This window comes from Mesorhizobium sp. WSM4808 (genome assembly GCF_055811675.1).
Genome location: NZ_JBVVQX010000003.1, coordinates 186,729 through 201,433, shown reverse-complemented (window position 1 = coordinate 201,433; position 14,705 = coordinate 186,729). Strand labels below are relative to the sequence as shown.

Annotated in this window: 14 protein-coding genes; 12 read left to right on the top strand and 2 right to left on the bottom strand. The window is 62.5% G+C overall.

Annotated elements, in window-relative coordinates:
- The 6 genes from AC0L2U_RS06290 to AC0L2U_RS06265 all read left to right on the top strand — a co-directional run.
- Window positions 1-1,632, top strand: a 1,632-nt coding sequence (locus tag AC0L2U_RS06290) for a calcium-binding protein (RefSeq protein ID WP_473601583.1), incomplete at its 5' end; no start/stop codon positions are given.
- Window positions 1,633-1,692: 60 nt separating this feature from the next.
- On the top strand, window positions 1,693-2,064 hold the full coding sequence (locus tag AC0L2U_RS06285) for a hypothetical protein (RefSeq protein ID WP_127270682.1): 372 nt from the start codon (window positions 1,693-1,695) through the stop codon (window positions 2,062-2,064).
- Window positions 2,065-2,096: 32 nt separating this feature from the next.
- Window positions 2,097-2,855 carry a lytic transglycosylase domain-containing protein gene (locus AC0L2U_RS06280; RefSeq protein WP_127397957.1) on the top strand — a complete coding sequence of 253 codons (759 nt, stop codon included), beginning with the start codon at window positions 2,097-2,099 and terminating at the stop codon, window positions 2,853-2,855.
- A gap of 92 nt (window positions 2,856-2,947) precedes the next feature.
- Window positions 2,948-4,147: an ABC transporter substrate-binding protein gene (locus AC0L2U_RS06275; RefSeq protein WP_473601582.1), complete on the top strand. Its 1,200-nt coding sequence runs from the start codon at window positions 2,948-2,950 to the stop codon at window positions 4,145-4,147.
- Window positions 4,148-4,204: 57 nt separating this feature from the next.
- Window positions 4,205-4,885, top strand: a complete 681-nt coding sequence (locus AC0L2U_RS06270) for a thermonuclease family protein (RefSeq protein ID WP_292657678.1) — start codon at window positions 4,205-4,207, stop codon at window positions 4,883-4,885.
- Between the two features lie 151 nt (window positions 4,886-5,036).
- Window positions 5,037-5,789, top strand: a complete 753-nt coding sequence (locus AC0L2U_RS06265; RefSeq protein WP_473601581.1) for a GGDEF domain-containing protein — start codon at window positions 5,037-5,039, stop codon at window positions 5,787-5,789.
- A 58-nt stretch (window positions 5,790-5,847) separates the two neighbouring features.
- Here the strand turns inward: AC0L2U_RS06265 and AC0L2U_RS06260 are convergent, their stop codons facing one another.
- A complete protein-coding gene (locus tag AC0L2U_RS06260; RefSeq protein WP_164895563.1) occupies window positions 5,848-7,395 on the bottom strand; it encodes a GMC family oxidoreductase in 1,548 nt (515 codons plus the stop codon).
- A gap of 43 nt (window positions 7,396-7,438) precedes the next feature.
- Window positions 7,439-8,116, bottom strand: coding sequence for a FadR/GntR family transcriptional regulator (locus tag AC0L2U_RS06255; protein WP_013529856.1), 678 nt, complete (start codon window positions 8,114-8,116; stop codon window positions 7,439-7,441).
- Between the two features lie 202 nt (window positions 8,117-8,318).
- On the opposite strand from AC0L2U_RS06255, the gene AC0L2U_RS06250 reads away from it, so the two are divergent.
- The 6 genes from AC0L2U_RS06250 (at window position 8,319) to fhmpcd1 (ending at window position 14,595) form a co-directional block, all read left to right on the top strand.
- Window positions 8,319-9,947 (top strand): GMC family oxidoreductase, encoded by a 1,629-nt coding sequence (locus AC0L2U_RS06250; protein WP_127396971.1) that lies wholly within the window; start codon window positions 8,319-8,321, stop codon window positions 9,945-9,947.
- Window positions 9,948-10,236: 289 nt separating this feature from the next.
- Window positions 10,237-11,388 (top strand): cupin domain-containing protein, encoded by a 1,152-nt coding sequence (locus tag AC0L2U_RS06245; protein WP_128363487.1) that lies wholly within the window; start codon window positions 10,237-10,239, stop codon window positions 11,386-11,388.
- A gap of 55 nt (window positions 11,389-11,443) precedes the next feature.
- The gene (locus tag AC0L2U_RS06240) at window positions 11,444-12,601 is read left to right on the top strand and encodes an LVIVD repeat-containing protein (RefSeq protein ID WP_292136164.1); all 1,158 of its coding nucleotides are present in this window, start codon (window positions 11,444-11,446) and stop codon (window positions 12,599-12,601) included.
- A 6-nt stretch (window positions 12,602-12,607) separates the two neighbouring features.
- Window positions 12,608-13,018 carry a RidA family protein gene (locus tag AC0L2U_RS06235; RefSeq protein ID WP_013529860.1) on the top strand — a complete coding sequence of 137 codons (411 nt, stop codon included), beginning with the start codon at window positions 12,608-12,610 and terminating at the stop codon, window positions 13,016-13,018.
- A 27-nt stretch (window positions 13,019-13,045) separates the two neighbouring features.
- A complete protein-coding gene (locus AC0L2U_RS06230; protein WP_473601578.1) occupies window positions 13,046-13,666 on the top strand; it encodes a glutathione S-transferase family protein in 621 nt (206 codons plus the stop codon).
- Window positions 13,666-14,595 carry a 5-formyl-3-hydroxy-2-methylpyridine 4-carboxylate 5-dehydrogenase gene (gene fhmpcd1, locus AC0L2U_RS06225; RefSeq protein ID WP_128363490.1) on the top strand — a complete coding sequence of 310 codons (930 nt, stop codon included), beginning with the start codon at window positions 13,666-13,668 and terminating at the stop codon, window positions 14,593-14,595. Before AC0L2U_RS06230 ends, fhmpcd1 begins: the two co-directional genes overlap by 1 nt.
- The last annotated feature ends 110 nt before the right edge of the window (window positions 14,596-14,705 follow it).

Here is a 14,705-nt window from a genome sequence, read left to right as displayed (position 1 = left end):
CAGGACAAGGACAGCTTCACCTATACGGTGACCGACGCCCACGGCAACACCACCACCGGCTCCATCCTGGTCGACATCGTCGATGACGTGCCGACGCTTGGAGCTTTCACGCCAGGGACGATCCCCAACGAGGTCGGATCCGTCAACGGTTTGTTTGACTTTGTGGCGGGAGCCGACGGTGTCAACCATTTCAACATCACAGGTCCGGCGATCACGGGGGTTAGCTACAGCACGGCAGTCCAGGCTGACGGAACGACGGTGCTGCTGGCCGAAACCTCCACGGGGACTGACATCTATTCACTCACCTTGCATCCAGATGGTACCTACGCCTTTGCGCTTATCACACCCGATGCAGCAACAACGGTAACTCAAACGCTCACGGGGCTGTCGCCGGGTGGTCCGACACCTTTCCTTGAAACATCGGATGGCCTGATCGAGTTCACCGGTACTGGCACGGGCGTCAATTCTTCGACACAGGGCTTCGGTGTCGCCGATCAGTTTATCGAGAAAGATGAGAACTTCACCATGGAGTTTCACACCTCCGCAACCGCGGGGGATGACGCACCGACGCTGAATCCGAAGTTCATAGGCAGCCTCGATTTCGCGGCAAGCGGCAACAGCTCGGGCTCTGTATCGTGGATCGCAACCAATTCCGTCACCGGCGAGACCCGTAGCGGAACGGCGACAGTTACGAACGGACATCTGGTCATCGATCCTTCGATCGACTTCAACCTAATTTCCATAACCGGTGATGCTGGTTCGAAAATCAGGCTGTCCGCCGTCGACATCTCACAAACGATACTGCCATCCGACACCACGTTGCATTTTCAAGTCAGTGCGGTCGATGGTGACGGTGACGTTAGTGCAACCCAGTCCTTGGACATCCACCAGGTAGCTGCAAGTTCGGGTGGATCCTTTACGCTGGCAGGGTTTGCGGGCACCGTGAACGACGTGATCGCCGGCAGCACCCACGCTGACACGATCTCAGGCGGAGCCGGCACCGACATTGCCGACTATACCGGGAGCGCGGCGATCTCGATAAACCTGACAGATGCAGGTGGCGCCGCCGGTGTTCATGGCACCCCCAGCAATCCGAGTGATGGCAACATCACCGGGGGCGATGCCACGGGAGATACGCTGACTGGCATCGAGGGCTTGATCGGCGGTTCCGGCGATGACTATCTCTACGGAAACTCCGGCGCCAATTACCTGGCCGGCGGATTGGGCAACGACACGCTCAGAGGCGAAGGCGGCGCCGACACTTTGATCGGCGGCGCCGGCAACGACCTGCTGGTCGGTGGTGCCGGGAGTGACACGCTCACCGGCGGGACGGGCACTGACACGTTCAGACTTGAGAACCTCGACATCAAGGATCTGATCACGGACTTCAATGGCGGCGACGGCGACAAGATCGACCTGACAGCCCTGTTCGACTCGGCTCCTGCGAATGTCGGCAACTTCGTCAACTACGACGCAGGGACCGGCGTGCTGAGTGTCGACACGAGCGGATCGGGAGATCCGGCCAATTTTGTCCAAGTGGCGGAACTCACGAACCACCCCGCTGCCAACACGATCACGCTGCTCTACGACGATGGCATAACCCAGCATCAGACAACGGCAAACGTGGTGTAACGCCATAGCGCACAACCACGTGACTATGTTATACGTCGCTAATATCTAGGGGAGCTCAATATGAAACGTTCTGCAAGACTGCTTGTTTCCGCTGCGACGCTGTTGCTGGCAGTCGGGTCGACGGGGTATGCCGCCGACATCATCGACGGTCCGACGGGCGACTATTGCCGTGTCGTCGGCACCTCCAACCTGGTGCTGAACGACAACATCGTCGATCTGAAGCAGGAGGTTGTGAAGTTGATGGACGAGTCGGTTGCCGTCGCCAACAGCTCGGAGTGGATCAACTCGTCGCGGCCCGTCTTCGTCTGGGCGTCGGAGGCCAAGGTCGCTTGCGGCAAGGCCTATGGCTACCTGAAGACGAACTACAAGGACGAAGACTACCTCAACAAATGCGAGTGTTTTCACGATCGCATGGTCGAGTACATGCACTGACCGGATAGGCGAACCCACGCCTGTTGGCCATCATGACAGCCGACGGATCCTTCCTGAAGGCGGTCGCGGGTGCGATCGTGTTGTTTGGCTTTGTCCAAACGGTCACGCCGGCCAGTGCCAACTGGCTGGAACGACCATCCGTGAAACAACAGCTTTCGTCCGGCCTGAAGCAACCGGTGCGCTGTGATCCGGCCACGGAGTGGACCCGGCAGGCTTTCAAGGCATTTGCGAGTTGCCAGGCATCGATCTATGGCCTGGAGCCGATGCTGGCGCATGCGGTGATGGAGATCGAAAGCGGCTTCGATCCCGGCGTGCAAGGCGGCGACGGCGAAGTCGGCCTGATGCAGGTGATGCCGGCGACGGCCAGGATGCTCGGCTTTCGAGGTTCCCTGGACGATCTGAGCGCGCCGGCGGCCAACATCGCGCTGGGGGTCAAATATCTTGCACAGGCCAACAGGCTCGCCGCGGGCGATCTGTGCACCACGGTCATGAAATATCGCGCCGGGCACAATGAAAGCCGGTTCTCAGCCCTTTCGGTCCGCTACTGCCAGCGTGCGCGGGCAATCCTGGCAAGGGAAGGCTTTGAAGTGACCGGGCCTTTGCCGGTGGCGACGTTTGGCTTTTCCGCATTTTCGCCGGGCGGAGAGGGTGGAGCCGCTGCCCAGGCAAAGGGCGTCTGCGTGCGCCGCGTGTTCGTGCCGGGGCCGCGATACATGAAATGCGCCGAGTATCGAAGTGCCGGGCAAGCAAGGCAGATCAGGGCGCTCAGAGGCAGGCTCTTCGGCGGCTAAAAGAACTACAGACGGCACTGCAAGTCCGCCGTAACATGCGTTGAAGACCAGACCGGGAACAATATCCGGCGGCACATAGGGGTGGAGCATTCATGGAAGCTGGCCGACAGGTCCACTGTCCGCGGACATGGGCAATCGCCTTGGCGCTCGCCGCGATCGTGTCGGGCTGCCAGTCGAAGGGCGGCGTGTCCGAAGTGCTCGATCCGGCGGCGATTGCCGCGCCTGCCGGGCAGAATGGCGCCGCCGGTGCCGGTCCCGTCCAGGCGACCCAGTCGCTGGGCACCGGTTCGACCAAAGTCACGATGCTGCTGCCGTTGTCCGCCCCCGGAACGGCCGGGGAAAACGGCAGGAAGATGCTCGATGCGACCAAGCTGGCGATGACGGATATCGGCAACGGATTGCTGACGCTGACGATAGAGGACACCAAGGGCGACAGCACGCAGGCCAGCAAACTGGCAGTAACGGCCATTACGACGGGATCGAAAGTCGTCATTGGCCCGACCGAGCTGCCGGCAGCCCAGCATATTGCCACGCTTTCGGGATCGAAGCGGCCACCGGTTCTGGCGCTTGCCGACAATTTCGCCGGCGGCGCCGGGGTTTATGCCGTGCTCCTTGGCGAGGCGGACAGCGCCGCAGCCGGCGCCGCGGGACTGGCTGCGAAAGGCAGCAAGAAGTTCGTACTGCTTGTCGCGGACGGTCCAAACGCCGGCGCCATGGAGAAGCGGGTCGCAAACAGCCTCAGCATCTACGGCGCGGCGCTTGCGGTCACTCTCCGATATTCTGCCGGCGATGGTGGCGCGAAGGCGGTCGACGAAATGGGCTCACTCGTGGACGCCCCCGACGCCGTCATTGTCGCCAGTGGCAATGGCAGTCCGGCGCCTATCCTTGCCGCCCTCAAATCGAAGGGCATTCCGGGAAAGACCATCTCCGTCGTCGGAACGAACCGTTGGCTGGAGCACCCCATGGATCCGCTCTTCGAGGGGGCGTTTATCGCCACGCTCGATCCAAGTGAAACCGGGCCGATCGCCGACCGCTTCAGGACGACATACAACTATCCTGCCGACGTCAACGTGGCCTATGCCTATGATATGGTTGCCTTGACGGCAGGGATTGCCAGCGCGGTCGGGCCTGATGGTTTCAGCAAGAAAGTTCTCGAAAATCCAAACGGCTTTCGTGGCTCGACCGGCCTGTTCCGGTTTCGGGCCGACGGATCCAGCCAACGCTCGATGCCGTTCTATCGGATTGAAAAAGGTGCGCTCAAGCTGGTTGCCAAATCGACGTCGGGTTTCTGACCGGCGCAAATCCCCGAGATCTTGTTCAAGCTGATGGCTAGGCCGGGCCGCAGCCGCTTGGCGATCGCGCTCGGAAGCTTCCTGCTTCTGGCCGGTATCCTGCTGATCATTCAGGGCGGGGCGTTGCTTTCGGTCGATCGGCCTGTCCGTGCCCCGTCGCCGGATGTTGGCGATACCCGGCCTATCCGGCCGGTTGCCCCGGTTGCCGGCGCGCAACGCCTGGAGCCGGCGCGCAAGGTTGCTCAAGACCTGATCGCTCCGCCACGGCTTGATCCCGCTGAGATCGAACGGGCCGAGCCCCGTCCGCCACTAAGCGAGCTCGGTCTCGCCGTGCCCCCGAAAACGCCAATGCCCGGGGATTGGCGGGAGGTCTTGCTCTACCGCCCGATCGCCACATCGTCGGCGATGTTCGAAGCCATGGGCCGCAAGGTGGTCATCAGCGGAGTGCGAGGCATCGATCTCGACAGCTCCTGCTCGTTTCATGACGTCATCTGGCCTTGCGGCGTGCGCGCCCGCGCCGTTTTCAATTCCTGGCTGAGGGGACGCGCGCTGCACTGTTTCGTACCGCCGGACGTCGAGCGTTTTGCCGTCGCCGCACCATGCAGGCTGGGCAAGCAGGATGTTGGCGCCTGGCTTGTCTCCAACGGCTGGGCCACGGCGCTGCCGAGCGGCATCTACGGCAAGGCGGAGGCGACAGCCCGAAAGGCTGGGATGGGCATATTCGGCCCGGCGCAATAGCCTGCCATTCATTCCCTGATGTTTTGTTTGTTAACCGCCACGGGCGCAGCCTTGATGGGGTCATCGCGCAATCGATTAAATTGCAAGCTTCCTTGAAACTGAAATTGCAACACACCGGCCTTATACCAGCCCAACCACAGGAGATCGGCCAGTGATAAAGACTATGGCGAGCACCACCGACCAGGCATGGAAAAGCGTCGCTTTGCTGACCTTTCTGGGAACCGCTGCAATCCTGGGCGTTTCCGTCGGCCTCAATTACCTGCTCCTGTTCTCCGAGGCGCTGACGCCATTTGGGCGCAGCATGATCACGGCAATCCTGTTGCCCGTTGTCCTTGGCGTTCCGCTTTTTCTGTTCGTTGGATTGAAACAGATCGAGCTTCGTCGCTATCGCCGGGAACTCGACAAGTCGGCAACCTTCGACACCATGACCGGCTGCCTGAACGGAGCGGTCTTCACGTCGATGGTCGAAAAAAGAACGGCACGGCCGTCGGTGCCGGGGCCGAAATCGGGCGCCTTCCTGGTCATCCATTCGGAACATCTGCGGTCCATCAACCTGCGCTTTGGTCTTGAATGGGGCGATCAAGCCTTGCGGCTCATAGCCTCGACCATACAATCGTCGGTGCGCGCGGAGGATCTGGTTGGACGCATGGGGACGTCGATGTTCGGGGTTTTCCTCGCCGGCGCGACCGAAGCAGAAGCCAGGGAAATCGGCGAGCGTATCAGTGCGCGCATCGCGCAAGTCTATTTCGCGCCAAAAGGGATGGAGGATGCCCTGACCGTCAAGGTCGGCGGCGTGGTGTTCGAAAACCAGGTGGAGTTCGCGGACATGTTCCGGTCCGCCGAGCAGCGCATGGCCGGCGTCCAGGACGGAGCCGCGTTTGAACTGACGCATCTCCATAGCTGACCGTCGCTGGGAACCAGAGCCATTCGGAAACCAGGGGAACTGTCGGACGCGGCCGCGGTTACGCTGAGGACGGGGTAGCCCGTGAAGACGCCGCCCAGGTTTCGGCGATGGCGACGATCGCGGCGTTGATCGGTCCGCTCGGGATCGCCGGCATCACCGAGGCGTCTACGACAAAGGCATTGTCGAAGCCGTTCAGCCGCAAGTCAGGATCGACGACGGCCTCAGTGTCACGACCCATCCGGCAGGTGCCGGCCGGATGGTGATGGGTGGAAGCAGCCCTGGCGATGAAAGCATTGAGTTCGGCATCGGACTGAACCGGTGCACCTGGCAGGATCTCCGTATCGCGCCATTCGTCCAGGGCCGCATGATGGCCGACCATGCGCGCCCGCTTCAACGCCATCCTGAATGTCGCGCGATCGTGTTCGGTTTCGAGGTAATGCGGGTCGATGACCGGCGCATCGTTGCGGCTCGGGCCGCTCGGTGTGATGCGCCCGCGGCTTGTTGGATGAGTGACGCCGCACAGGATGGTAAAGGCCGAGCCATAAAGCGGGGTCTTCAGGCCCTCGGCCGCCGACGGCGCGACGACGCAGGCGAGCACGATATCGGGACTTCCCGTGGAGCGGGTCGGGTCGTCGCTGTGCAGGTACATCAGCGATTCGGAGTGCTGCAGGCGGGAGGGCGGCACCGGCTTCTTCGTGCTGTAGACATTGCCGAGAGCCAGCAGATGATCCTGCAGGTTGCGGCCGACATCGCCGCGATCGGCAAGGCAACGTATGTCAGCTTGCTTCAGCGTATCGGGACAGCCAATGCCCGACCGCATGAGGATGAGCGGCGTGGATACTGCGCCGGCGCAAAGGACGATCCGGTCGGCGGACAGCGTTCCGGTCTCACCCTCGCACACCACGCTCACGCCCGTGATCTTGTGGCCGTCCAGCACCAGGTGCTCGACCTCGTGGCCGGCAAGCAAGGTCAGGTTCGGCCGCGCCATGACCTGCAACGACAGATAGGCGTCGGCGACGCTCAGGCGCTTGCCGTCACGTATGTTGAGTGAATTGGGACTAGTGCCGACCAGTTCGCCGCTGTTGTGGTCGCTCAGGGCGGGAGCACCCATGGCGCGCCCGGCGGCGATGTAGGCCCGCACGACCGGACTGACCTCGGCGTCCGGCAGATAGACGTCCAGCGGGCCACACTTGCCGCGTGTCGGCCCGTCGAAGGCAGTGAAGGCTTCGCTGCGGATGAAGCCCGGCAACAACCCCCGATAGGACCAGCGCTCGCCGCCAGCTTGCGCCCAGGGTTCGAAATCATCGGCATGGCCGCGGACATAGGCCATTGCATGCAGGCAGCTCGAGCCGCCGACGATCCTGCCGCGCGGCCATTCATGGACGCGGTTGGCGGTGAAGGGCTGGGGCACGGTCCGGTAGCTCCAGTCGTAGGCGCGGCCCTGGAGCATCGTCCATTTCAGCGGATCGGCGATGTCGGGATCGGCCGGCATCGCCCCGGCCTCGACGAGGCCGACCTGGCACGACCGGTCTTCACTGAGCCGGCTGGCAACAACCGAGCCGGCGGATCCCGCACCGATCACCAGCACGTCGAAATGACGTTTCAATTTGAAATTCCCCGCACAGGCTCACTATCGGAAGCTGATACGATCACGCGGCAAAGGCGCCGGCATTCGACCGTTCCATGATCTGTCTCTGCACGGACAAAAGGTGCGCGCGCATTGCGGCCTCTGCCGCTTCGGGATCGCGCTGCGAGATCGCCTCGGCGATCAGGCGATGCTCGCCGTCGCGGTGGGCGATCCGCTTGGGGCAGGTGGGGGCTGCGGTGCGCGCAACCTTCACCCGCGCATCGACGCCGACCTGGCGCAGCATCTTGTAGAATTCCGCGGCGAGATGGTTGCGGGCCGCGGCAACGATCGCGAGATGGAAAGCGAAGTCGACCTCACCCGACGGGGCGTTCTCCGGCGTGGTTGCCGCGTCGAGGATCCGCGCCGTCTCGAAAGAGGAGGCGCGCAGCGACGCCAGTCGGGCAAGGCCCGGCTCCATGATCAGGCGCAATTCCAGGACCTCGATCGGATTGGTTACCCTGACCAGTTCCTCGCCATATCTCGGAAGGGCGGTCGGCGCCCGCCTGGCGCGCGCCGGTTTGAGGTCGCCCGAAAGGCGCAGCACTTCAAGCGCCTTGCGAAGCTGATGGCGCTTGACGCTCAGATGTTCCGCAAGATCGCGCTCGGACGGAAGCTTGCCGCCGCCCTGCTGCAACTGGCGGACCGCGGCGATGATGTCGTCGAGATCCGATGGTCCGACCTGCGGCTCGAATGCGCTCAAAACCAAATCTCCTGTCCGATCGGCAGACCGCCGACTCAACGTCCGGCATCATATTGTGACACGAAAGCCTGTTCGACGGCACTCAACCAATTCAACCAATCTACAGCTGTACGCAATGGTTGACAACACCAGTTGCGCGATGGTTGACTGCCCATGTCGACGGTTGCCATCGCGGCGGGCCGTTTTCTCCCGAGGATCACGCATGCCGGCTGGCGAAACCTTTGACTACGTCATTGTCGGTGCGGGATCGGCCGGCTGTGTGCTGGCGAACCGGCTGAGCGAGGACCCTGCCGTATCGGTGCTTCTGCTGGAGGCGGGGGATTGGGACCGCGATCCGATGATCCACATCCCGCTCGGCTGGGGCAAGATACTGACCGAGCGCCGCCACGACTGGATGTATTTCTGCGAGCCCGAGGCCAATGTCGGCGGGCGCAAGGTCGAATGCGCGCGCGGCAAGGTCATCGGCGGCTCTTCCTCCACCAACGCCATGGCTTATGTGCGCGGCAATCGCGGCGACTACGATCGCTGGGCGGCAAGCGGCCTGACGGATTGGTCGTTCGACAAGGTGCTGCCCTACTTCAAGAAGCAGGAGCGCTGGGAAGCGGGGGAAAGCCGGTACCGTGGTGGCAGCGGGCCGCTGAACACCCAGTTCTGCCGGTACAAGGACGAACTGATCGATGCCTTCGCCACAGCCAGCCGTGATGCCGGATACCCGCAGACCGACGACTATAACGGCGCCATACAGGAAGGCTTCGGCCGGCTGCAGATGACAATTGCGAACGGCCGCCGCTGCTCGACCGCGACCGCCTATCTGCGGCCTGCCATGCGCCGCGGCAACGTCAAGGTGCTGACCGGCGCGATGGCGACGAAGATCCTGCTCAGGGATGGCCGTGCAACGGGCATTGCCTACACCAGAGGCGGGGCGAGCCATGAAGTTCTGGCGCGGCGCGAAGTCCTGCTTGCCGGCGGCGTCATCAACACGCCGCAGCTGATGATGCTGTCAGGCATAGGCGACAGCGGTGAGCTCGCGGCGCATGGCATCGAGACGAAGGTCGATCGTGCGCAGGTCGGAAAGAATTTGCAGGACCACGTTTCGGTCATCCTGATGTATCGGCGCAAACAGCCGGGACCGTTTCTCAAGATGATGCGGGCCGATCGTATCGGGCTGGATTTCGTCAAGACCTATCTCACCGGAAAGGGCTTTTCGGGAGATGTGCCTGGCGGCGTCGTGGCATTCCTGAAGAGCGACGCAAGCCGGCCGCTGCCGGACGTGCAGCTGCTTTTCACCGCCGCACCGCTGGGGGCATGGCCTTACATGTCGCCGTTCAAGGCGCCGTTCGCCGACGGCTTTGCGACCCGTATCGTTGCTGTGCAGCCGGAGAGCCGCGGCAGCGTCAGGCTGGCGTCGAGCGATCCGGTCGCCGCGCCGCTGATCCATCAGAATTTCCTGTCCTCGCAGCGCGACTGGCAATCGCTTCGCGCCGGCTTTCGCGTTGCCCGCAACCTTGCCAGCCAGCCGTCCATGACCCCGTTCGTGGGCGCAGAGTTCTTCCCCGGCCCGAAATGCGAGAGCGACGAAGAGATCGACGAGCATATCCGCAAGACCTCGATCACCGTGCATCATCCGGCCGGCACGTGCCGCATGGGCGTCGATGCGGCATCGGTGGTCGATCCGGAATTGCGGGTGCGCGGCATCGCCGGACTTCGTGTCGTTGACGCCTCGGTCATGCCCGACCTCGTCTGCGGCAACATCAATGCGGCGGTCATCATGATCGCCGAAAAGGCCGCGGATCTGATCCGCAGCCGCGCTCAACAGAGCGTGGCGGCCTGATAGAGGCGGCCGGAATACAACCAAAGTCTTTTGGTTGAGACTGAAAAACTGCGTTGGTTGGACTGTCATGCGCGTCCGCATGGCCGTGGCGAAGCGGTTTCACGCCCTTGTTGCGAGCTGTATCTCGCGATTTCTAGGCTATTTTGCCTATTTCTAGGCATTTGCCTCCCAAAAATGCACCTCAACCAAAAACTTATAAAATTCGCAATTTGGCTATTGTCGAGCAAAACCAATGCGAATACGGTTGAGTTGGTTAGAAGTATTTTCTTCGTGACGAGAGGTGTCCGATATGTCCCTGGCGCAACCAGCTAACGATGTGCTCACCAACAAGAAGGCAGCACTCAAGGGCCTCTATGACGCCCTCTACGCAAAGAACATGTTTCCGTTCTGGGCGACGTCGGAAGGCGTCGATCATGACGAGATCAAGCAGCTGATGGCGACGTCGAAGGCCGTTCCCTTCGTGTGGTCCTATTCGGACATCGAGCCGCTGCTGCAGCGCGCCGCCGAACTGGTGACCATGGACGACAGTGAGCGCCGTTCGCTGATCCTGGTCAATCCCGGTCTTGCGCCCAAGCGTGCATCGGTCAGCACCATGTACACCGCCTACCGCCTGAACGATCCCGACGAGATCATGCCGCCGCACAAGCACTCGCCGAGCGCCATCCGCTTCGGCCTGACCGGCAAGGGCAACTTCACCGGCGTCGAGGGCGAAGACGTGGTCTTCGGCCCGGGCGACATGGTGCTGACGCCCAACGACGCCTGGCACAATCATGGCACCGTCGGCGGCGAGCAGGCGGTCAACCTGTCGGTGCTCGACCTGCCGCTGGTCGAAACGCTGCATGCCGTCCATTTCGATCACAAATACACCGAGATGGTCGATGGCAAGGAAGTCGAGAAGAAGGTGCAGACCGCCCGCTATCCCGGTGACTACTCACAGCGCATCTATGGCGAGGGTGGCCTGATGCCGCGTTTCGTCGACCACAAGCGCGGCGGCGGCCTGTCGTCGCCGATGTATGTCTATCGCTGGGAGAAGATGGAAGCGGTCCTCGACGCCCACAAGGATTGGGATGGCGACCCCCATGAAGGCATCGTCATCGACTATGTCGATCCGACCACCGGCGGCCCCGTCTTCCACACCATCAATTTCTACGTGCAGATGCTGCGCCCCGGCGAGAGGACCTTGCCGCAGCGCGAGACCGCCAGCCTGCTCTTGGCGCCGTTCCGCGGCAACGGCCATTCGATCATCGACGGCAAACGTTATGACTGGAACCAGTTCGACACCATCGCCATACCTGGCGGTTCCTGGGTCGAGCATGTCAACGGCTCGTCTAGCGAGCCGGTGATCTTCTTCGGCGCCACTGATGCGCCGACGCAGAAGGCGCTGCTCCTCTACAAGCGCTGGGGCCGCAACCAGGCCGGCGACCTGCTCCGCCTCGTCTAGTTTTCGGCCCTTCGGCAAGCACTGTCCCGCCGCGATTGGCGGCGGGGACATCGAAATGACGTTTCAGCAGCAAGGGCGTATGCATTTGGTTTCGGCGTTCAACACCAAGCAGATCGGCCATGTCGACTGTCCAGGCGGCGGCCAGGTCTGGGTCGATGGCAACATCCTTTATATCGGTCACATGCGGCCGCCGAGCGGCACGACGCTGGTCGACATTTCCGACCCGCGCAATCCGCGCAAGATAGCCACGATCGATGTTCCGCCCGGCTGGCATTCGCACAAGGTGCGCGCCAAGGACGGGCTGATGATCATCAACCACGAGCGCTTTGGTGATGCCGGCCCGGCCGATTTCGGCGGCGGACTGGCGCTTTACGACACAACCAAGCCGGCGCAGCCCAAGCTCATCTCGAAATGGATAACCGGCGGCAAGGGCGTCCACCGCTACGACTTCGACGGCCGTTACGTCTACATCTCGCCGACCGCCGACGGTTATGTCGGCAACATCGTGATGATCCTCGACCTGATCGATCCCACGAAGCCGGTCGAGGTCGGACGCTGGTGGATACCCGGCCAGTGGACGGGTGGCGGCGAAGAATACCCGTGGCATGACTATGTCACGCCGCGTTGCCACCATCCGCTGCGCATGGGCGACCGGCTCTATGTCAGCTACTGGCATCACGGGCTGTTCATCCTCGACATTTCGGACATCACCAAGCCGAAACTGGTCTCGCACGTCAATTCGAGCCCGAGCTTTCCGCATCCCACCCACACCTGCCTGCCGATCCCGCAGTTGCTGAAGGGCCGCAACATCATGGTGGTGGCGGACGAGGATGTCGCCAAACTGCGACCTTCGCCGCCGGCCTTCACCTGGATCTACGACATCACCGACGAGACCAACCCGTTGCCGATCTCGACCTTCCAGGTGCCGGGCCTCGACCCGGATGGGGCGCCGCAACCGCCGATGACCGGCTGCCACCAGCCCTCCGAGCGGTTCAATGGAACCGTCATTCCGTTTGCATGGTTCGCGCAGGGGCTGCGCCTCGTCGACATCGCCGATCCGTTCGCGCCAAAGGAAGTCGGCCATTTCATGCCCGACGCGCCGGAGGGGGCGGAGCGTTCCTCGTCCAACGACGTGACCATCGACGACCGTGGCATCGTCTACCTGATCGATCGCATCCGTGGCGTCGACATTATCGAAACCAGCGTTCTCTAGGGGGGTATGTTGAGCGACAGCACGCGAAAATCCGCCAGCCACTACGCCATCGGCAACAAGAACCCGAACCTGCCGTTTCATCCGGCGGTGCGTGCCGGCGATTTCATCTTCGTCTCGGGCCAGGTGCCGAAGGACGAGAACAACAACATGATCAGCGGCACGATCGAGGAAGAGACGCTGGCGACGCTGAAGACCATTGCGCGCGTCATCGCGCATGAAGGCGCGACGCTGTCGGATGTCGTGCGGATCACCACCTATCTCGAGGATACGCGCGATTTCGGTCGCTACAACAAGGCGTTCCTCGAAGGGATCGGCGACGCCGTTCTGGCACGCACGACCGTCGAGGCAAAGGCCGTCATCAACACCAAGATCGAAATGGACGCCATCGTCTACAAGCCGCTCCCGGCGAGCAAGTAGACCCCTGGACACTAGCGAGGAGACGACATGTACAAGCTGTTAGGCCGCCAGACATCAGGCAACGTCCAGAAGGTGCTCTTCATGCTCGAAGAGCTGGGGGCCTCCTACAAGCGCGAGGATTATGGCCGCCAGTTCGAGAACACGCAGACGGCGGAATACAAGGCGCTCAACCCGACCTCCAAGGTGCCGACGCTGGTCGACGGCGACACCGTGATCTGGGAGTCCAACACCATCCTGCGCTATCTCGCGGCATGCGGCGGCGAACAGTTGAATGGCGCCACGCCGGCCGAAAAGACCGAGGTCGAGCGCTGGATGGACTTCCTGCTGGCGGCGGTCAATCCCGGCTATCTGGCGGCCTTCAAGGGCGCCAAGCTCACGCCCGAGGAACAGACCGCCGAATACAAGGAACAAGTGAAGGACCTTGTCGCGCAGCTCAAGATCGTCGACGGCCATCTGGCCGGCAAGGACTTCCTGGCGCTCGGCAAGCTGACCCTTGCCGACATTGCCTGCGCGCCGATCCTGAAGCGCTGCGTCGACTTCAAGATCGACCGGCCGTCAATGCCCAATCTGGAGCGCTGGGTGGCCGCAATCGCCGCCCGGCCGGCCTTCAAGGCGGCAACCACTGCTGCTCCCGCAAAGGCGGCATGATGATCAAGCGCGCCGCTCTCATCGGACTGGGAACGATGGGTCCAGGCATCGCCGCGCGGCTTTCGCGCGGCGGGCTCGATGTGACGGCGTATGATGTTTCGCCAGGGGCAATCGAGCGCGCCCGCGGCATGCTTGATCTCGCCGGCGGCGTGCTCGACCGTCTCGACATCAAGGCGCCCGGGACTGGCGCCGGCAGCGTGCGTTTCGTCGAGACGATCGCCGAGGCCGTCGATGGCGCCGAACTGGTGATCGAGAACGTGCCCGAGAATATCGACATCAAGGCGCAGACCTATCGCGACATCGATCCGCTGATCGGCCCGTCCGTCATCGTCGCCTCCGACACGTCGGGCATCCCGATCACCAAGCTGCAGGCGCATATCTCGCATCCCGAGCGGATGGTCGGCATGCACTGGTCGAACCCGCCGCACATCATCCCGATGATCGAGGTGATCGGCGGCGAAAAGACCGCGCCTGAAACCGTGACTGTTATCCGCGATCTCATCCGCTCGATCGGCCTGCTGCCGGTGGTGGTGAAGAAGGACATTCCAGGCTTCGTCGAGAACCGCGTGCTCTATGCGCTGCTGCGCGAGGCGGTCGATCTTGTCGAGCGCGGCGTCATCGAGCCGGAAGACCTCGACACCTGCGTGTCCTGGGGCATCGGCTACAAGATCGCGGTCATCGGTCCGATGGCGCTGCTCGATATGGCGGGGCTGGATATCTACAAATCCGTCTCGTCTTTCCTCAATGCCGATCTCTCCAACCGCGACGATGTCGCGCCGATGGTGCTGGAGAAGACAGCTGCGTCGAAGTTCGGCATCAAGTCGGGCGAGGGCATGTTTGCCTACACGCCCGAGCAGACAAAGGCGCTGCAGGGTGAACGGGCGCGCAAGCTCGTCGCGGTGCGGCGCATCCTGGAAGGCCGGGAGTAGCCGATGTCATATGGTGCGCAGAGGGCAGGCCGGTTTGAGGAGTTCCACCGGTCGGCTGTTTGTGTGAAGGGCGCCTTCGCCATCAAGGTGGTGCGGGTGCGGCAGAAAAC